This is a genomic window from Streptomyces spinosisporus (assembly GCF_022698145.1).
GTDB classification, from domain to species: Bacteria; Actinomycetota; Actinomycetes; order Streptomycetales; family Streptomycetaceae; genus Streptomyces; species Streptomyces spinosisporus.
Window position 1 is genome coordinate 261901 of the sequence record NZ_JALDAX010000013.1, and the last position, 18042, is coordinate 279942.

18 protein-coding genes are annotated in these 18042 nt (G+C 71.2%); 5 read left to right on the top strand and 13 right to left on the bottom strand.

Annotated features, from left to right (window positions below):
- Positions 1-79 precede the first annotated feature (79 nt).
- Together MQN93_RS30345 and MQN93_RS30350 are read right to left on the bottom strand one after the other, a co-directional pair.
- Positions 80-814, bottom strand: a complete 735-nt coding sequence (locus tag MQN93_RS30345; protein ID WP_242712051.1) for an aspartate/glutamate racemase family protein — start codon at positions 812-814, stop codon at positions 80-82.
- A 5-nt stretch (positions 815-819) separates the two neighbouring features.
- Positions 820-2271, bottom strand: a complete 1452-nt coding sequence (locus tag MQN93_RS30350) for an NCS1 family nucleobase:cation symporter-1 (RefSeq protein ID WP_242712052.1) — start codon at positions 2269-2271, stop codon at positions 820-822.
- Between the two features lie 143 nt (positions 2272-2414).
- Here MQN93_RS30350 and MQN93_RS30355 point away from each other — a divergent pair, with 143 nt between their 5' ends.
- Entirely contained in the window at positions 2415-3092 is a 678-nt protein-coding gene (locus MQN93_RS30355) for a GntR family transcriptional regulator (protein ID WP_242712053.1), read from the top strand.
- Positions 3093-3105: 13 nt separating this feature from the next.
- On the opposite strand, the gene pip is transcribed toward MQN93_RS30355, so the two are convergent.
- Together pip and MQN93_RS30365 are read right to left on the bottom strand one after the other, a co-directional pair.
- A complete protein-coding gene (gene pip / locus MQN93_RS30360) occupies positions 3106-4068 on the bottom strand; it encodes a prolyl aminopeptidase (RefSeq protein ID WP_242712054.1) in 963 nt (320 codons plus the stop codon).
- A gap of 38 nt (positions 4069-4106) precedes the next feature.
- Positions 4107-4799 (bottom strand): uracil-DNA glycosylase, encoded by a 693-nt coding sequence (locus MQN93_RS30365; RefSeq protein WP_242712055.1) that lies wholly within the window; start codon positions 4797-4799, stop codon positions 4107-4109.
- 96 nt (positions 4800-4895) lie between these two features.
- Between MQN93_RS30365 and MQN93_RS30370 the strand changes: the two genes are divergently transcribed.
- Positions 4896-5429 (top strand): RNA-binding S4 domain-containing protein, encoded by a 534-nt coding sequence (locus MQN93_RS30370; protein WP_242712056.1) that lies wholly within the window; start codon positions 4896-4898, stop codon positions 5427-5429.
- Between the two features lie 106 nt (positions 5430-5535).
- Here the strand turns inward: MQN93_RS30370 and MQN93_RS30375 are convergent, their stop codons facing one another.
- A complete protein-coding gene (locus MQN93_RS30375) occupies positions 5536-5982 on the bottom strand; it encodes a DoxX family protein (protein WP_242712057.1) in 447 nt (148 codons plus the stop codon).
- A gap of 100 nt (positions 5983-6082) precedes the next feature.
- On the bottom strand, positions 6083-6982 hold the full coding sequence (locus MQN93_RS30380) for an acyltransferase domain-containing protein (RefSeq protein ID WP_016435961.1): 900 nt from the start codon (positions 6980-6982) through the stop codon (positions 6083-6085).
- A gap of 69 nt (positions 6983-7051) precedes the next feature.
- On the opposite strand from MQN93_RS30380, the gene MQN93_RS30385 reads away from it, so the two are divergent.
- Positions 7052-7327 (top strand): DUF6343 family protein, encoded by a 276-nt coding sequence (locus MQN93_RS30385; RefSeq protein WP_037782602.1) that lies wholly within the window; start codon positions 7052-7054, stop codon positions 7325-7327.
- 27 nt (positions 7328-7354) lie between these two features.
- On the opposite strand, the gene MQN93_RS30390 is transcribed toward MQN93_RS30385, so the two are convergent.
- From MQN93_RS30390 to rpsA, 4 genes are all read right to left on the bottom strand, one after another.
- Positions 7355-7735: a tetratricopeptide repeat protein gene (locus MQN93_RS30390; protein ID WP_016435959.1), complete on the bottom strand. Its 381-nt coding sequence runs from the start codon at positions 7733-7735 to the stop codon at positions 7355-7357.
- A gap of 79 nt (positions 7736-7814) precedes the next feature.
- Positions 7815-8414 carry a dephospho-CoA kinase gene (gene coaE, locus MQN93_RS30395; RefSeq protein ID WP_242712058.1) on the bottom strand — a complete coding sequence of 200 codons (600 nt, stop codon included), beginning with the start codon at positions 8412-8414 and terminating at the stop codon, positions 7815-7817.
- 45 nt (positions 8415-8459) lie between these two features.
- The gene (locus MQN93_RS30400; protein ID WP_016435957.1) at positions 8460-9398 is read right to left on the bottom strand and encodes a PAC2 family protein; all 939 of its coding nucleotides are present in this window, start codon (positions 9396-9398) and stop codon (positions 8460-8462) included.
- Between the two features lie 154 nt (positions 9399-9552).
- Positions 9553-11052: a 30S ribosomal protein S1 gene (gene rpsA, locus MQN93_RS30405; RefSeq protein ID WP_016435956.1), complete on the bottom strand. Its 1500-nt coding sequence runs from the start codon at positions 11050-11052 to the stop codon at positions 9553-9555.
- Between the two features lie 380 nt (positions 11053-11432).
- On the opposite strand from rpsA, the gene MQN93_RS30410 reads away from it, so the two are divergent.
- Complete coding sequence (locus MQN93_RS30410; RefSeq protein ID WP_037782600.1) at positions 11433-12245, top strand: class I SAM-dependent methyltransferase; 813 nt, start codon at positions 11433-11435, stop codon at positions 12243-12245.
- 4 nt (positions 12246-12249) lie between these two features.
- Positions 12250-14727, top strand: a complete 2478-nt coding sequence (gene hrpB, locus MQN93_RS30415) for an ATP-dependent helicase HrpB (RefSeq protein WP_242712059.1) — start codon at positions 12250-12252, stop codon at positions 14725-14727.
- Positions 14728-14745: 18 nt separating this feature from the next.
- Here the strand turns inward: hrpB and pgfA are convergent, their stop codons facing one another.
- The 3 genes from pgfA to MQN93_RS30430 all read right to left on the bottom strand — a co-directional run bounded on the left by pgfA (position 14746) and on the right by MQN93_RS30430 (position 17775).
- The gene (gene pgfA / locus MQN93_RS30420; RefSeq protein ID WP_242712060.1) at positions 14746-15738 is read right to left on the bottom strand and encodes a cell envelope lipid trafficking protein PgfA; all 993 of its coding nucleotides are present in this window, start codon (positions 15736-15738) and stop codon (positions 14746-14748) included.
- 25 nt (positions 15739-15763) lie between these two features.
- Positions 15764-15898, bottom strand: coding sequence for an SPW_0924 family protein (locus tag MQN93_RS30425; RefSeq protein WP_016435952.1), 135 nt, complete (start codon positions 15896-15898; stop codon positions 15764-15766).
- 158 nt (positions 15899-16056) lie between these two features.
- On the bottom strand, positions 16057-17775 hold the full coding sequence (locus MQN93_RS30430) for a lytic transglycosylase domain-containing protein (protein WP_242712061.1): 1719 nt from the start codon (positions 17773-17775) through the stop codon (positions 16057-16059).
- Positions 17776-18042: the final 267 nt, after the last annotated feature.

The following is an 18042-nucleotide window of genomic DNA, read 5'->3' on the forward strand; positions in this document are numbered from 1 at the left end:
ATGTAAGATCCAGTGTAGGCAGCATCTATTTCGGCCGGAACCCGAGAAGCCTCATGAGACGGGTGCTATGCCAGAACTTTTACCGGTCTTCACCTTCCGAGCGCACTCGCCCCCATACCCTCCGTTTGGGCACCGGCTCCGCATAGCCGCCCGAGCGGCTCGTCGTCAGGCCCAGGGCGACCAGCGACTCCGCCAGCTTCACGGCCGCGCCGACGCCGTCGACGACCGGCAGGCCGAGCTTGTCGCCCACCGCGCGCTGCAGACCGGTCATCCCGGCGCAACCCAGCACCAGGACCTCGGCGCCCGCCTCCCGCACCCGCTCGGCGGCCGCCAGGAACGCCGCCTCGGTGCGCTCGGTGTCACCGAGGTCGAGCACACCGAGGCCGGTTCCGACGACGGCGGCGCAGTTGCGCCCGACCCCCGCGAGTTCGAGGCTGTCCTCGATCTGGCCGCAGGAGCGCTCCAGGGTCGTCACGACCCCGTACCGGCGCCCCAGCAGACAGGCCAGATGTGCCGCGGCCTCGGTGATGTCGACCACCGGCACATCCACCAACTCCCTTACTCCTTCCCGCCCGTGCTCCCCGAACCCGGCCATGACCACGGCGTCGTAGGACGGTCCCTCGTAGGTCCGCAGCAGATCGATGACGGCGGCTGCCGAGAGGTAGCTGTCGAGCCAGCCCTCGGCCGACTCCGGCCCCCACGCGGGGGTCAGTCCGAGGACGGTGGTGCCCGGGCCTGCGGCAGCCCGGGCACCCTGCACGATCTCCTCGGTCATCTCCTGCGTGGTGTTGCAGTTGGTGACGACGATCCGCACGTGTGTCAGACCTCCTGTCCGGCGGGCTCGCGACGGCCCAGCAGGAGATACAGCCCCGCCCCGAGCGCCGTGCCGACGAACCACGAATACGGGGCCACATCGCTGAAGGTCTTCACCAGGGCCAGTACCGCGGCGACCGCCGCGGCCGGCAGGAAGGCCCACAGGGCCCGCGGGTTGACGCCCCTGCGGTAGTGATAGCGGCCTCCCGGCGCGCCGTTGAAGAGCTCCTGGACGTCCACACGACCGCGCTTGATCAGGTAGTAGTCGACCATGATCACGCCGAACAGGGGCCCCAGGAAGGCTCCGAGGCCGCCGAGGAAGTAGTTGACCACGGTGGGGTTGGAGAAGAGGTTCCACGGCGTCACGACCAGCGCCGCCACCGTGCTGATCATGCCGCCGACCTTGAAGCTGATCTTCTGCGGCCACACGTTGGCCAGGTCGTACGCCGGTGAGACGAAGTTGGCGACGATGTTGACGCCCATGGTGGCGACGGCGAACGTGAACGCGGACACGACGAGCACCCAGGTGTTGCCGATCTTCGCCACCAACTCCGCCGGGTCCGTGATGGCTTCGCCGAACACCTCGAGCGATCCGGCCGTGACGATCACCGAAACGACCACGAACGCCGTGGAGTTGATGGGCAGGCCCCAGAAGTTGCCGCGGCGGACGGTGCGGTAGTCGGGCGCGAAGCGGGAGAAGTCGCAGAAGTTGAGCATCAGCGTGCCGTAGGTGGCGAGGATCAGCCCGATCGCGCCGAACCACTGCCGCCACTGCTCGCCGGTCGAGACCGGGTGCGGGGTGGAGGTCAGCGAGATGCTCCAGCCGGCCTTGGACAGCACCCACACGGCCAGCGCGATCATCACCAGCCAGATCGCCGGGCCGCAGAAGTCCTGGAACTTGCGCACGGACTCCATGCCGCGGCTGATGATCGCCGCCTGGATCAGCCACAGCGACACGAACGACACCCAGCCGAGCGCGTCGAGCCCCAGGAAGGAGTGCTCGGTCCAGGACGTCAGGCCCGGCCAGGCCGCCAGCAGCATCACGTTGACGGCGACGGAGGCGAGATAGGTCTGGATGCCGTACCACATGATGGCGATCACGGCCCGGATCAGGGCCGGGATGTTGGCGCCCCAGACGCCGAAGCTGATGCGGCTGACCACTGGGAAGGGCACGCCGTGGCGCTGGCCGATCCTGCCCATCCAGTTCATGCCGACGTAGATGATCACGAAGCCGGCGAGCAGGGAGGTGAAGACCTGCCAGACGTTCATGCCGAGGACCAGCAGTCCGGCGGCGAAGGTGTAGTTGCCGAGGTTGTGGACGTCGGACATCCACATGGCGAAGAGGTCGAAGACCTTCCAGTTCCGCTTCTTCGCGGGTGCCAGGTCTTCGTTCGTCAGGCGTGGATCGGGGGTGAAGGCTGGTGCGCCGGTGGCTGCGGCGCGATCGGCGAGGGACACGGGGCCTCCAGGGACGGGCGGACGGAGGACGGCAGCCGTTTGGTATACCAAACAGCCGCATGGTCCCGTCGTCAAGCACTCGAACCGAAGTCGTTCGCGTTACCGCTCCGTAAAACCTCCCGGGAGTCGGGGAAACTGGGTCCATGAGCTCCATGACGAAGATCGAACCCCTGGGCGCGATCCGCGAGCGTGTGCTGGCCGGCCTGCGGCAGGAGATCATCTCCGGCACGCTCCGCCCCGGCGACAGGCTGGTCGAGCGGGAACTCGCCGACCGCTTCGGGGTCTCCAGGGTGCCCGTCCGCGAGGCGATCCGCGCGCTGGTCACCGAGGGCTTCGTGCACTTCGAGACGCCACGCCGCGCGCTCGTACGCCGTCTGACCCGGGACGACGTCAGGGAGCTCTTCGAACTGCGCGAGGCCCTGGAGGTCTACGCAGCCGGGCTCGCCGCCGCGCGCGCGACGCCCGAGGACCTGGCCGAGACCGAGAAGCTGCTCGCCTCCGCGGCCGCCGCGACCGAGGCGGGGGACGCCGAGGCGATCACGGACATCAACAGCCGGCTGCACGACCGCATCATGGCGATGGCGGGCAACGGCCTGCTGACCGAGGCCCTGGAGCCGGTCGCCGGCCGGCTGCGCTGGATGACCCGGCGCAACGAGGAATGGCCCCATCTCCTCGTGGAACACCGGGAGTTGTACGAGGCGATCGCCTCCGGAGACCCGGAACGCGCCCGCGCCCAGGCACTGGTCCACGTGCGGACCAACTACCGCTCCACGGTGCGACATCTGTTCGGGGAGGCCGAGGAGGACACCGCGGAGGCGTAGCCCAGCTGCCGCCTCAGCGGTGGGCGTACTTGTCCGTCGCCGCCACCAGCGCCTCGGCCATGTCCGGCGCCCCCGCGTTGTGCCCCACGTCGTCCACCATCACCAACTCGCTCCCCGGCCAGGCGTGATGGAGCCGCCACACGATGCCGAGGAGGTTGCCGAAGTCGAGGCCGCCCTGGACGAGGGTGCCGGGGATGTCCTTGAGCTGGGGCGCGTCGCGCAGCACGACGCCCTGGTCGTCGCCCTCGCCGAGGAAGTGGCCGTGGCCCCAGTAGTGGGTGACGGTACGCGCGAAGGCCATACGGAACCGCTCGTCCTCGTACCGCTCGACCGACCTCGGCGGCGCCGGGATGATCGCCGTCTCCCAGTCGGTCCAGGCCCGCGCCGCCCGCGCCCGGACCTCGGGGTCGGGCGACTCGATCAGCCGGTTGTAGGCGAGGGCGAGGTCGCCGTCGCGCTCCCCCTCCGGCAGCCCGGCGAGGAACCGCTCGAAGGCCTCGGGGAAGATCCGGCCGAGCCCCCTGGTGAGCAGGGCCGTCTCGGGATCGGAACCGGTCGCGACGCCGGTCAGCACCAGCTCGGACACCGCCTCCGGGTGCGTCTGCGCGTACCGCAGCCCCAGCACCGAACCCCAGGACACGCCCCACACCAGCCAGCGCCCGATCCCCAGGTGCCGCCGCAGCAGCTCCAGATCGGTCAGCAGATGCCGGGTGGTGTTGACGCTCATGTCGGTGTCGTACGCGCTCGCGTGCGGTGTGGAACGCCCGCAGCCGCGCTGGTCGAGCAGCACGATGCGGTAGGCCGCGGGGTCGAACAGGCGCCGGTGGTAGGGGGTGCAGCCCGAGCCGGGCCCGCCGTGCAGCACAAGTGCAGGCTTCCCTCCGGGATTTCCGCAGCTCTCCCAGTACACGCGGTTGCCGTCGCCGACGTCGAGCATGCCGTGGTCGTACGGCTCGATCTCCGGATAGAGGGGCATCAGGGGACCGTAGCCCCTCCGCGGCCCGGCCCGCCTCCCTATTTCACCGCCAGCCCGGCCGCCTCCCCCGCCGTGCGCAGCACCTCCCGCAGCATGTCCGGGGTGAGCTTGCCGGTGAAGGTGTTGCGCTGGCTGACGTGGAAGCAGCCGAAGAGGTCGATGCCGTCGAGCGGCACGCGCGTGCCGTGCCCGAAGACGGTCCGCGGCCGGGGCACCGCCCAGCCCGCCTCGGCGAACGCGGGCAGCGCGGCCTGCCAGCCGAAGGCTCCGAGCACGAGCACGGCCCGCAGGGTCGGGCGCAGCAGCTTCAGCTCCTGGACGAGCCAGGGGCGGCAGGTGTCCCGCTCACCGGGCGTGGGCTTGTTCTCCGGCGGGGCGCAGTGCACCGGCGAGGTGATGCGGACGCCGTGCAGTTCGAGCCCGTCGTCCCTGCTCACGGCGGTGGGCCGGTTGGCGAGACCCACGTCGTACAACGCCTGGTACAGCACGTCCCCCGAGCGGTCACCGGTGAACATACGGCCGGTGCGGTTGCCGCCGTGGGCGGCCGGGGCGAGACCGATGATCGCGAGCGGGGCGTCGGAGGGCCCGAATCCGGGCACCGGTCGCGCCCAGTACGTCCAGTCCCGGAAGGCCGCACGCTTGGTCCGGCCGACCTCCTCGCGCCATGCGACGAGCCGCGGACAGGCCGCGCATCCCGCGACCCGGTCGTCGAGCTCGGCCAGGCTGTCCATGGCTCCACGGTACGTCGATGACCTCCGGGAACGGGACGCGGCCCGGGGTCGCAAAACCGCCGGGCGTACCCGCGGAAGCGGACTAAGGTCGAGGACATGGCTTCCGAAGCTGACGAGGAGAAGAAGGCCGGGCCGGGTTCCGGTGAGCAGCCGGCCCCGGCGGCCGTCGACCCCGCGATCGCCGCCGCCGTGGCCGCCGCGGAGGCCGCCGCCCCGGCGAGCGGTGAGAATGTGCGGATCGACAGCTGGATCTGGGCCGTACGCCTGATCAAGACCCGCTCGCTCGGCGCCGCCGCCTGCAAGGGCGGACATGTGCATGTGAACGGCGAGCGGGTCAAGCCCGCCCACTCCGTGCGGATCGGCGACGAGGTGCGGGTGCGGCAGGAGGGCTGGGAGCGGGTCGTCATCGTCAAGCGGCTGATCCGCAAGCGCGTCGGCGCCCCGGTCGCGGCCCAGTGCTACGTCGACAACTCGCCGCCCCCGCCGCCCCGCGAGGCCTTCGCCCCGGCAGGCATCCGCGACCGCGGCACAGGGCGCCCCACCAAACGCGACCGCCGCGACATGGAACGTCTGCGCGGCATGATGGGCGGCGGCGCGGGCCCGGGTGCGAAAAGCCCCCGCGGACGCTGACGCGGAACGGCGCCCGACGGCACGACGACGAGGGCACACGACAGTGGTGGCGCCCGGCCCGGAACCTCGCAGGTCCGGCCGGACACCACCACCGTCGTGGCCCGTTTCATGCCCGTCGTCGCACCAGCCGCAGCAGATCGGCGTTGGAGCTCCGGCGTGCCCAGGCGATCAGGGCCAGCGGGACGATGAGGATCAGCGGGGTCGCCGCGTTCTCCCCGTCGAAGACGGTCAGCTGGACGACGAACGCGCCCACCATGAGCCCGCTCAGCGCGATCGCGGCGACCGACTGCAGCAGCGGGACCAACAACGCGACGCCACCGGCCAGTTCGAGCGCGCCAATGGTGTACATCCCGGCGCTGCCCCAGCCCATCCGGTCGAAGGTCTCGACGGCGTACGAGATCCCCATCAGCTTGGGCACCGCGCTGGCGACGACGTAGAAGAGGGCGATGATCACCTGCAGCGTGCGCAGGCCGATCCGGGCGCGGCGGCCCCGGGCGGTCGTGGACTCGGCGACGACGGGGACGGAGGCGACGCGGGCGGCGGTCTCGGACATGGGGTTCTCCTGTGTGAGCGGTGCGTGTTGCTGTCACAGAGGTAGACCGGCCGTTGCGTCGTAACTCATCGCCGCCGGGCGGAGATTCACGGAGGCCGCGCTAGAGCGCAAACCACCCGTGCCCGATGTACCAGTGTCCGCCCGCCCTCAGGTGGTCCCCCACCGCACGCTCGACGGCCGTGCGCCGCGGCAGTGTCCCGACGGCCAGCTCCGGGTCGCCGAACACGAACTGGACCGGCTCTGTGTCGGCCTGCTCGCGGTCCTCGTGGACGATGTGGAAGCGGTCCTGGAACCGGACGATGTTGGAGTCGGCGGGCAGGTACTGCTTCAACTGCCCGTCCAGCAGCCAGGAGTGGCACAGCGCGGCCCGGAACTTCTCCTCCGGGTAGTGGGTCGCGAAGAAGTCCGCGGCCAGCGCCAGCGAGCGCTCGCACGCCGCCGGGGACAGCGGACCGAGACAGTCCGGGATGTGCAGGTTGAGGCAGAGCGCACCGGACCCCATGTCCAGGCCGGCCGCCGTGAGCGCCCGCGCGGTGCGCTGCCCGGGCCGCGTCCGCTCGAACTGCAGCCGCCCCAGCTGGTACAGCTCCCCCCTGAAGTGCCGGGTCAGCCACCACGGCGCCTGGACGCCCGCCCGGCCGTACCGCCGGCGGTGCACGGTCATGTTCCGGCCCAGGTCGGCGAGAGTGCGCCGGGAGACGTCGGCCGGGATGCCCCGCGCGCGGTGGTACGCGCGCGTGTACGGCAGCGCGGCGACGAAGACGTACACGGGGAAGCAGCGCTGCAGCGGACCCGACGCCCAGTCGAGCTGCGGCAGGTCCACCGCGCCGCCCACCTCCCCCATGCCCCGCACCAGCTCCTCGACCGACGCCCGCAGGAAGCGCAGCAGCTCCGGGTCGTCGGTCACGCGTCGGCCCATCCGGACGAGCGCGTTGATGTCCTCGTGCGGTACGGCGAGGTCCAGCAGCACCTCGGCCAGCTCATCGGCATCCGGCAGCACGCGTCGACCCCCTGGTCCCGTTCCCCTTGGTGAACGTACGTCCCGAAGAGTACGTTGCCGACAGGAGCAATGATCCGGATGCGTACGGGCAGTGAGCCGACGACCGCGCGCAGTGCACTGCGGGCGCGGTTCTGGCTGAGCGTGTGGGGCCTTGTCTGGGCGGTCTTCGGCACGGCCGCGTTCGCGCTCGCCGGGCGCCCGGGATGGGCGGCCGCCTGCGGCATCCTGTGGCTGGTGGTCACCGTGGACATGGCCGTCGTCCTCCGGCACATCCGCCAGGGCCCGCACTACCAGCCCGGCCGGGACATCCCCCCGTACCGCCCGCCGGAGAGCCGGCTGCGGTGACCGGTGCTGCGGCGACCGGTGCTCATGTCACGCGTCGAACTGCGCGGCCTTGAGGTACTGCGGGTTGGGGTCCAGGGCGGCGGCCAGCCTGAAGTGGCGCTTGGCCTGCTCGGACTCGCCGCGGCGCTCGAAGGTCCGGGCGAGCGCGAAGTGCGCGAAGGCGTTGTCCGGCTCGCGCTCCAGGACGATCGTGAACTCCAGTTCCGCGGGCCGCAGTTGGGCGGCGGCGAAGAAGGCACGCGCGCGCAGCAGCCGGGCGGCGGTGTTCTCCGGGTGCGCGGCGATGACGGAGTCGAGCAGCTTCACCGCGCCCCGCGGATCCCGTGCGTTGAGCAGCTGCTCGGCGGCACGGAAGTCGATGACATGCGTCTCCGGAGTACGTCCGGTCGATCCGCTGGTCTCGGGCACGGCACAGTCCTTCCCTTGCTGAAGCGGTTCAACGCCCCTGGCGGAGGCCCTATTCCGGATACTGCCGCGGCGGGCCCCGCTACGCCTGCGCTCTGCGCACCAGTTCCGCCCAGACGTCCTTCACGCGGCGCTCCAGATCCGCGAGCGGTACGTCGTTGTCGATGACGACGTCCGCGATCTTCCGGCGCTGTTCGCGCGTCGCCTGTGCGGCCATGCGCGCCCGGGCGTCCTCCTCGGTCATGCCGCGCAGCCGTACGAGCCGGTCGAGCTGGGTCTCGGGGCTCGCGTCCACGACGATCACCAGGTCGTAGAGCCCGGCCAGGTTGTTCTCCGTCAGCAGCGGCACGTCGTGGACGACGACCGCGTCCTCGGCGGCCGCCTCCTCCAGCTCACGGGAGCGTGCGCCCACGAGAGGGTGCACGATCGAGTTCAGCAGGGCCAGCTTCTGCGGATCGGCGAAGACGATCGAGCCCAGCTTCGGCCGGTCCAGGCTGCCGTCGGGGGCGAGCACCTCCTCGCCGAAGGCCTCGACGACGGCGGCGAGACCGGGCGTCCCGGGCTCGACCACCTCACGCGCGATCCGGTCGGCATCGATCAGCACGGCCCCGCACGCAACGAGCAGCCGCGACACTTCGCTCTTGCCGGCCCCGATTCCGCCGGTCAGCCCCACCTTCACCATGAGCGGCAGCTTAGGGCCTGACGCCGGCGGCCGGACCGCCGGAGGTCAGTTGTCGCCCTCTCGCTCCGCCAGGAACCGCTCGAACTCCATGCCGATCTCGTCCGCCGTAGGGATGTCCATGGGCTCGGCGAGCATGTTGCCGCGGCTCTCGGCGCCCGCGACGGCGTCGTACTGGTTCTCCAGTCCCGAGACGAGGGCGGTGAGCTCCTCGTCGCCCTCCTGGATCTGGCGGTCGATCTCCGTCTGGGTGCGGTGCGCGTCGTTGCGCAGGGAGTGCGCGACGGCGGGGAGCACCAGACCCGTGGCCGCCGTGATGGCCTCCAGGACGGTCAGGGCCGCGTCCGGGTACACGGACCGGGCGATGTAGTGCGGTACGTGCGCGGCGACGCCGAGCACGTCGTGCCCGGCCTCCATGAGGCGGTACTCGACCAGGGACTCGGCGCTGCCGGGGACCTGGGCCTCGTCGAAGGGGCTGCTGTGGCCCGGTACCAGGTCGGTGCGGTTGCCGTGCGGGGTCAGGCCCACGGGGCGGGTGTGCGGGACGCCCATGGGGATGCCGTGGAAGTTCACGGACAGCCGGACTCCGAGCCGCTCCACGATCTGCCGCACGGCCGCGGCGAAGCGTTCCCACTCCACGTCCGGCTCCGGGCCCGACAGCAGCAGGAAGGGCGCTCCGGTGGCGTCCTGGACGAGCCGGACCTCGATCGTCGGGTCCTCGTACGCGCTCCACCGGTCGCGCTTGAAGGTCAGCAGCGGCCGGCGCGCGCGGTAGTCGACGAGCCGGTCGTGGTCGAAGCGGGCGACGACCTGGTGGGGCAGCGAGTCGAGCAGCCGGTCGACGATCTGGTCGCCGGTCTCGCCCGCGTCGATGTATCCGTCGAAGTGGTAGAGCATGACAAGGCCGGCCGATTCCTGTGCGAGCGCCATGTCGACGACAGCCAGGCCCTTCGGCTCCCATGCGTACAAACCCTGCGGATCAAGCACTGTGACCGCTCCTCCTCGTGTTCACAGGTCTCAACACGCCCTGGAGCAGGGGCATTCCCCGCGCGGTGCTTTTCACAGGGACGGGCAGCACTGAGGGGCCGCACCTCGAAAGGTACGGCCCCTCAGCTATCGGCTAGGCCTCAGCGGCAGGCGTTCAGCTCTGGCCGCCGGCCAGCTTCTCGCGCAGCGCGGCGAGCGCCTCGTCCGAGGCCAGCGCGCCGGAGTTGTCCGGGCCCTCGGAGGAGTACGAACCGCCACCGGACGCGGCCGGGGCCGCACCCGCGGTGTCGCCACCCTCGGCAGCGGCGGCAGCGTCGGCCTCGCGGCTCTTGATGACCTGCTGCTGGTGCTGCTCGAAGCGCTGCTGCGCCTCGGCGTACTGGTGCTCCCACGCCTCGCGCTGGGTCTCGTAGCCCTCGAGCCAGTCGTTGGTCTCGGGGTCGAAGCCCTCGGGGTAGATGTAGTTGCCCTGGTCGTCGTAGGACGCGGCCATGCCGTACAGGGTCGGGTCGAACTCGACCGTCGCCGGGTCGGCACCGAAGGCCTCGTTGGCCTGCTTCAGCGAGAGGCTGATGCGGCGGCGCTCGAGGTCGATGTCGATGACCTTGACGAAGATCTCGTCGTTGACCTGGACGACCTGCTCCGGGATCTCCACGTGGCGCTCGGCCAGCTCGGAGATGTGGACCAGACCCTCGATGCCCTCGTCCACGCGGACGAACGCACCGAACGGAACCAGCTTCGTGACCTTGCCGGGCACGACCTGGCCGATCTGGTGGGTGCGGGCGAACTGCTGCCACGGGTCTTCCTGGGTCGCCTTCAGCGACAGGGAGACACGCTCGCGGTCCATGTCGACGTCGAGGACCTCGACGGTGACCTCCTGGCCGACCTCGACGACCTCGGAGGGGTGGTCGATGTGCTTCCAGGACAGCTCGGAGACGTGGACCAGACCGTCGACGCCACCCAGGTCCACGAAGGCACCGAAGTTGACGATCGAGGAGACCACGCCGGAGCGGACCTGACCCTTCTGCAGGGTCGTGAGGAAGGTCTGGCGGACCTCGGACTGGGTCTGCTCCAGCCAGGCACGGCGGGACAGGACCACGTTGTTGCGGTTCTTGTCCAGCTCGATGATCTTGGCCTCGAGCTCCTTGCCCACGTAGGGCTGGAGGTCGCGGACGCGGCGCATCTCGACCAGGGAGGCCGGGAGGAAGCCACGGAGGCCGATGTCGAGGATGAGACCACCCTTGACGACCTCGATGACGGTACCGGTGACGATGCCGTCCTCTTCCTTGATCTTCTCGATGGTGCCCCAGGCACGCTCGTACTGGGCGCGCTTCTTCGAGAGGATCAGGCGGCCTTCCTTGTCCTCCTTCTGGAGGACCAGGGCCTCGATCTCGTCACCGACGGCGACGACCTCGTTCGGGTCGACGTCGTGCTTGATCGAGAGCTCGCGGCTCGGGATGACACCTTCGGTCTTGTAACCGATGTCGAGCAGGACCTCGTCCCGGTCGACCTTCACGATGACGCCGTCGACGATGTCGCCGTCGTTGAAGTACTTGATCGTCTCGTCGATCGCGGCGAGGAAGGCTTCCTCGTTACCGATGTCGTTGACCGCAACCTGCGGGGTGGTGGCGGTGGTCTCGGTGCTGCTCGTCATGTGGGAAAGGGCTCCGGTACGGACATTGAAGTCGTAGGTACTGCTACGCCGGGAGCCCGTATCGCTCTGATGAAGCCGGACAGCCAAGGAAGCGCCCCACCGGAGAACGGCGACGGCGCCTCGAGAACCGAGGGGACATACAACAGATGCGAGCGCAGCCTGCTACGTCTGAGGTGCGCAGGCCCGCAGCGCAACTTGTAGCATACGGGGGCAGCCGGACAGGGTCAACGCACGAACGCGCACACCCGGGGCGGATCGCCCCATACCCGGCACAAGAACAGTCTCCGGAGGCCACGCAGGCCTGCGACACCCCTTGTGTGACACCGCCGAGCGGGTGGACGCCACCGCGAGGGTGACGGAAGAGTACGACGAGGGAGCCGATCATCCAAGAGGCCGAAGCGTTCGAACCCGAAGCGACCCGGCGCACGGCGGACGTCGCGGAAAGCGCCCGGGCCAACCGGGGCTGGTGGGACCGGAACGCGGACGAGTACCAGGTCGAGCACGGCACGTTCCTCGGGGACGACCGTTTCGTGTGGGGTCCCGAGGGCCTCGACGAGGTGGAGGCGGAGCTGCTCGGCCCGCCGGAGGAGCTGAAGGGCAAGGACGTCCTGGAGATCGGCGCCGGTGCCGCGCAGTGTTCGCGCTGGCTGGCCGGTCAGGGCGCCCGTCCGGTCGCCCTCGACATCTCGCACCGCCAGCTCCAGCACGCGCTGCGCATCGGCGGGCCGATCCCCCTGGTGTGCGCCGACGCGGGCGTGCTGCCGTTCGCGGACGGCTCCTTCGACCTGGCCTGCTCGGCGTACGGCGCGCTGCCGTTCGTCGCCGACCCGGTGCTGGTGCTGAAGGAGGTGCACCGGGTGCTGCGCCCGGGCGGTCGCTTCGTCTTCTCGGTGACCCATCCGATCCGCTGGGCGTTCCCGGACGAGCCCGGCCCGGAGGGGCTGAGCGTCTCCGCCTCCTACTTCGACCGCACGCCGTACGTCGAGCAGGACGACGAGGGCCGCGCGGTCTACGTCGAGCACCACCGGACGATCGGCGACCGGGTGCGGGACGTGGTCGCCGGCGGCTTCCGCCTCGTCGACCTGGTCGAGCCGGAGTGGCCGGCCTGGAACACGTCGGAGTGGGGCGGCTGGTCGCCGCTGCGCGGGAACCTGATCCCGGGCACGGCGATCTTCGTGTGCGTACGAGACTGAGCATGTGATCCGTTACGACGCCCTGGACGCGCTGCCGGTACGCGGCGCCCTGCCCGCTCTGGACGACGCCCTGGAGGGGCACGGCACGGCGGTCCTGGTGGCGCCTCCCGGCACCGGCAAGACGACGCTGGTGCCGCTGGAGCTGGCCGGGCTGATCGGCGGCGGCCCGGCGCGTCGTGTGGTCGTCGCCGAGCCCCGCCGTATCGCCGCGCGCGCCGCCGCGCGGCGGATGGCGTGGCTGCTCGGCGAGAAGGCCGGGGAGAGCGTCGGGTACACCGTGCGCGGCGAGCGGGTCGTGGGGCGGCACGCGCGCGTGGAGGTCGTCACGACCGGTGTGCTGCTGCAGCGGCTGCAGCGCGACCAGGAGCTGGCGGGCGTCGACGTGGTGGTACTCGACGAGTGCCACGAGCGGCATCTGGACGCCGACACCGCCGCCGCCTTCCTCTGGGACGTGCGCGAGACGCTGCGGCCGGAGCTGCGGCTGGTGGCCGCGTCCGCGACGACCGACGCCGAAGGGTGGGCGCGGCTGCCGGGCGGCGCACCGGTGGTCGAGGCGCAGGGTGTCTCCCACCCCGTCGAGGTGGTGTGGGCGCCGCCGGCGCGTCCCGTACGGCCGCCGCACGGCATGCGCGTCGATCCCGCGCTGCTCACGCATGTGGCGTCGACCGTGCGGCGGGCACTGGCCGAGCGGGACGGGGACGTGCTGTGCTTCCTGCCGGGCGTGGGTGAGATCGCGCGCGTGGCCGGGCAGTTGGGGGGCCTCGGCGATGTCGACGTCCTCCAGGTGCACGGGCGCGCGCCGGCGGCCGTGCAGGACGCGGTGCTGGCGCCCGGCGAGCGGCGCCGGGTCGTCCTGGCCACCTCGGTCGCGGAGTCCTCGCTGACGGTTCCGGGGGTACGGGTGGTCGTGGACTCGGGGCTCGCGCGGGAGCCCCGGGTCGACCACGCGCGCGGGCTGAGCGCGCTGACGACGGTGCGGGCCTCACAGGCGGCCGGACGGCAGCGGGCGGGGCGGGCCGGGCGGGAGGCGCCGGGTGCGGTGTACCGGTGCTGGGCCGAGGCCGAGGACGGCCGGCTGCCGCGCTTCCCCGCACCGGAGATCAAGGTGGCCGATCTGACGGCGTTCGCGCTGCAGACGGCCTGCTGGGGCGATCCCGACGCCTCCGGGCTTGCGCTGCTGGACCCGCCGCCGGGCGGGGCGATGGCCGCGGCACGCGGCGTGCTGGCCGCCATCGGCGCGGTGGACTGTGCCGGGCGGGCCACGGAGCGGGGAGCGCGGCTGGCCCGGCTGGGTCTGCATCCGCGGTTGGGGCGTGCGCTGCTGGACACCTCCGGCCGGGGCGCCGAGGTGGTCGCGCTGCTGTCCGAGGAGGCGCCGAGGGAGTACGGGGACGACCTGGCGGCGGCGTTGCGCACGGCCCGGCGCGGGGGTGACGCCTATGCGGCGCGGTGGCGGGCGGAGGTACGGCGGCTCACGTCGGGCGAGAGCGAGAGGAGCGCGCCGACGGCGGACGAACGCACCGTGGGGCTCGTCGCCGCTCTCGCGTTCCCGGAGCGCCTCGCGAGGGCCGACGGCGGCTCCTACCTCATGGCGTCCGGCACCCGGGCCGAACTCCGTGACGGCAGTCCCCTGCGCGGCGCCCCCTGGATCGCCGTGGCCGTCGCCGACCGTCCCGTCGGCAAGGGGCACGCGCGCGTGCAGCTCGCGGCCGCGGTGGACGAGGACATGGCCCGCTCGGCGGCGGCCTCGCTGTACTCCGAGGCCGAGGAGGTCCACTGGGCGGGCGGGGACGTCGTGGCGCGGCGGGTGGAGCGGCTCGGGGCGATCGAGCTGGCGGTGCGGCCTCTGACGGACGCCGCCCCCGGCCTCGTACGCGAGGCGCTGCTGGAAGGGCTGCGGCAGGAGGGGCTCGGGCTGCTGCGGTGGCCGGCCGACGCCGTCGTACTGCGACAGCGGCTGGCCTTTCTCCGGCTGCATCTGGGCGAGCCCTGGCCCGACGTGTCCGACGACGCGCTCCACGCGCGCGTGGACGAGTGGCTGGAGCCCGAGCTGAGCCGGGCCCGGCGGCGCGGCGACCTCGCGCGGATCGACGCCGGGCAGGCGCTCGGCAGGCTGCTGCCGTGGGCGTCCGGGGAGGCGACACGGCTCGACGAACTGGCTCCGGAGCGCATGGCCGTGCCGAGCGGCTCCAGGATCCGGATCGACTACGGCGATCCCGAACAGCCCGTGCTCGCCGTGAAGTTGCAGGAGATGTTCGGGCTGCACGAGTCGCCGGCCGTCGCGGGCGTACCGCTGCTCGTGCACCTGCTCTCCCCCGCGGGCCGCCCGGCCGCCGTCACCGCCGACCTCGCGTCCTTCTGGAAGGACGGCTACAAGGGCGTACGGGCGGAGCTGCGCGGCCGGTATCCGAAGCACCCGTGGCCCGAGGACCCCGCCACCGCCGAGCCGACGCGGCACACCAACGCACGGCTCAGGCGCTGACGGTTCGGGCGCCTGCGGTCAGGCGCTGACCGGTTCGGGCGCCGCGGACTCGGCCGGTGCCGGGTCGGCCGGGCGGCGGCTGCGGGCCTCCAGCCAGAAGGAGAGGGCGAGCAGCAGGATGCCCAGGGTCAGAAAGCCCCAGGGCAGATAGGACGTCAGCAGCAGGACGAGGGTGCGGTTGGACTTGACCAGGTTCACGGTGTGCTCGATGTAGTCCTCGCGCATCTTCACGTGTCCCGCGAACGCGGTCACCTTGTCGCGGCCGCCGAGGAGGGTGCCGCCGCGCAGCTCCTCCTTGTGGATCTCCTCGCCGTAGACGGGTGCGCCGGTGACCGGCTCCACCCAGAACTTGCGGACCGTGGTGTACCAGCGGGTGGTGCCGGTCTTGGCGACCGACTCGGGGGTGATGCCCTTGACGGGCATGGTCTTGGGGAAGGGGACCTTGGTCCAGGGGACGGTCTGCTCGAAGTAGTAGACCTTCAGGCCGCGGAAGTCCTGCGTCCCCTTGTAGTGGATGGGGTTGGTGGTACGGGTCTGGGCGTCGAAGTACTCGTAGTCCCGCTTCTGGGTCAGGAAGGGCCACTTGAACTCGATGCCGTCCCGCTTGACCGGGTCGCCGTCGACCATCTCGCCGGTGGCGTGGACCGGGTCCTGGCTGTGCGCGTCGAAGATGTAGCGCTCGGGGATCTTCGAGACCATCTTGCCGTCGGGGCCCTGGACGTAGGACAGACCGTCCCAGACGACGACGTCCCGTCCGGCCGTCTTCTCGATCTGCTGCGAGGCCTCCACATTGCCCTTGAGGGTCTGCACGATGGTGACCTCGGAGACCTTCCGCGCCTTCATCGTGCCGTAGTCGAGCAGGGTCGCGCCCTTCGCCACCAGCACCATGTCCTGGTACTGGTCGGCCGGGATCTTGGCGAGCCGCGGGTAGGCGTAGTAGCGCAGCAGTGGGGACAGGGCCGCGAAGAACACGGCGAAGGCGAGCAGGACCAGACTGGCCTTGCGGCGCATCTCGGCCTCCCTCCCGGGCGGGCGGTCAGGGGTGGGTGGGCACCGTCGTCAGCAGTGGTTTCGGGGACGTGCTGCCCGACGGCGAACCCATCGCGGTGATCGTGAGGATCAGGGCGAGGGCGACGGCGAGACCGGTCGCGGCGGCGATCAGGGCGCGCATGCCTGCCTCCCGACGGACTGGAACTGATACATCGTCAGGTCCGGCACCGTAGCAACGGGTGGCCGAGATGAGAACACGTTGCACACGGACGAGGGCGCCCCGTCCGACGGATCGGAGGGGCGCCCTCGTCGTGAGGTGTCGCGAGGTGTCGTGCGGTGTTACGCGGAGGGGCTCGCCGACGTGCTGGGCGACGGGCTCGCCGAGGTGTCGGCCGCGGCCACGGTCAGCTGGACGTCGAGGCTCTTGCCGCCCGCCGTGGTGATGCGGAGCAGGAAGGTGCCGGTGGTGTCGTCCGCGTACAGCTTGGGCAGCTTCAGCAGACCCTTGGCGTCCGTCTTGAGGTCCTTCAGGGTGCGTACGGGCTTGCCGTCCGCGTCCTTGAAGTACGGGCCCTTGTCGATCTCGGACGCGTCCAGCTTGGACTTGATGAGGGTGGCGGTGGCGCCGACGTTGTCGGCGACGGCGCCCTTGTAGGTGGCCTTCACCTCGACCTGGTCGGCGAACTCGCCGCCCGGGGTGCAGGTCAGCGCGGTGTCGCTGGTGCGCACGAGGGTGTCGGCGACGCGCTCGGTGACGGTGGCCGCGTAGTCGATGGCCTTGATCGAGCGGCCCACGACGGTGGCGCGGACGGTGAGGTCGCCGGTCTTCTCGCCCGCCTGCAGGGCGGGAGCGACGGCCACGCCGGTGTCGTTGGTGACGACCGTGGCGACCTTCTCGCCGCCGGTGAAGGTGGTGTCGGTGTCGCCGACGACGGTGAAGCGGATACGGACCTTGGCGACGGCCTTGCCCGCCTTGGTCACCGCCTTGGCGCCGACCTTCTCCGTGAAGGCGTCGCCGGCCATCGCGGTGAGCGTGCCGGTGCCCGAGTTCGCCAGGTGGTCGACGGTGTCGGTGGGCGTCGGCGAGGGGCTGCCCGGGGTGGTCGGCGCATCCGGAGTGCCCGACGGCGGCTTGGGGCTCGAACCGCCGTTGTCGTGCGGGGACTTGGACGGCTTCGGGGTGGTCGTCGGCTTCGGGCTGCTGCCCGCGCTGCCGTTGCCGTCGCTGCGGTGCGACGGGATCGTGCCGGTGCCGTCCGGGATCTCGTGCGTGCCCTTGCGGTAGAACTCCAGCCACGACAGGACGAGGTTCAGATAGTCCTGCGAGTTGTTGTAGCTGAGGATCGCGCTGTTGAGACCGGACTGCTCGGACATGTCCCAGTCGTTGCGGCACAGGTAGTGACCGGCGGCCAGGGCGGCGTCGTAGATGTTGTTGGGGTCCTTGACCCCGTCGCCGTTGCCGTCACGGCCCGCCCACGCCCAGGTGGACGGGATGAACTGCATGGGGCCGACAGCCTGGTCGTACGAGCTGTTGTCGTCGTACTTGCCGCCGTCGGTGTCCTTGATCAGCGCGAAGCCGTTGCCGTCGAGCTGCGGGCCGAGGATCGGGGAGAGCGTGTTGCCGTCGGCGTCGACGCGGCCGCCGCGGGCCTGGCCGGACTCGACCTTGCCGATCGCGGCGAGCAGTTGCCAGGGCAGATTGCAGCCCGGCTTGGAGGAGCGCAGCTCGGCCTCGGCCTTCTTGTAGGCGTCGAGCACGGTCGCGGGGATGCCCGCCTCGGAGGTGCCCGGGGTCACGGGGCCGGTGCTCGCGGACGGCGAGGGGCTCGGGCTGTTGAGCGGCGGAAGATCCGTGTAGTACGGCGAGTTGCCGGTCGCGCCGCCATCGCCGGTGGCGGTCGCCTCGGGAGAGGACTGCGCGTCGGAGGCGGTGTGTCTGCCGTGGTCGTCGACAGTGGCCCCCGGAGCCTGGGATGCGGACAGGGCCGCCACCGCGGCCGCCGCGACGGCGGTGGTCGCCGCCCCCTTGCGCAGCCTCCTGCCGAATTGCGCCGCCATAGAGTGAACCCCTCCCGTGGACGCCGACGCGTCCGTCTCTGTCTTCGAGCGTGCGTGCTCGCCCCTGTTGTGACGGTCGACCCGGCGATCGGGTTGCGCTCGCACTCCGTACTTGTTCTGTCTTTTCTTCTTCCGCTCCTGTTCGACCGTGCAGCCCGTCACGGTGACCCAGGCGACCCTACGGCAACTTCCTTTGCACGGGGAGGCGTTCGCGCCCGGTTTTCACCGGTTGGCCGTGTGTGGTTGGTGCGCAGGTCATGCGTATGT

Excerpts from the sequence above, each read along its gene's own strand:
- MQN93_RS30355 (WP_242712053.1), top strand. The coding sequence starts at position 2,415 with ATGAGCTCCATGACGAAGATCGAACCCCTGGGCGCGATCCGCGAGCGT.
- pip (WP_242712054.1), bottom strand. The coding sequence starts at position 4,068 with ATGCCCCTCTATCCGGAGATCGAGCCGTACGACCACGGCATGCTCGAC.
- MQN93_RS30365 (WP_242712055.1), bottom strand. The coding sequence starts at position 4,799 with ATGGACAGCCTGGCCGAGCTCGACGACCGGGTCGCGGGATGCGCGGCC.
- MQN93_RS30370 (WP_242712056.1), top strand. The coding sequence starts at position 4,896 with ATGGCTTCCGAAGCTGACGAGGAGAAGAAGGCCGGGCCGGGTTCCGGT.
- MQN93_RS30375 (WP_242712057.1), bottom strand. The coding sequence starts at position 5,982 with ATGTCCGAGACCGCCGCCCGCGTCGCCTCCGTCCCCGTCGTCGCCGAG.
- MQN93_RS30385 (WP_037782602.1), top strand. The coding sequence starts at position 7,052 with ATGATCCGGATGCGTACGGGCAGTGAGCCGACGACCGCGCGCAGTGCA.
- coaE (WP_242712058.1), bottom strand. The coding sequence starts at position 8,414 with ATGGTGAAGGTGGGGCTGACCGGCGGAATCGGGGCCGGCAAGAGCGAA.
- rpsA (WP_016435956.1), bottom strand. The coding sequence starts at position 11,052 with ATGACGAGCAGCACCGAGACCACCGCCACCACCCCGCAGGTTGCGGTC.
- pgfA (WP_242712060.1), bottom strand. The coding sequence starts at position 15,738 with ATGCGCCGCAAGGCCAGTCTGGTCCTGCTCGCCTTCGCCGTGTTCTTC.
- MQN93_RS30425 (WP_016435952.1), bottom strand. The coding sequence starts at position 15,898 with ATGCGCGCCCTGATCGCCGCCGCGACCGGTCTCGCCGTCGCCCTCGCC.
- MQN93_RS30430 (WP_242712061.1), bottom strand. The coding sequence starts at position 17,775 with ATGGCGGCGCAATTCGGCAGGAGGCTGCGCAAGGGGGCGGCGACCACC.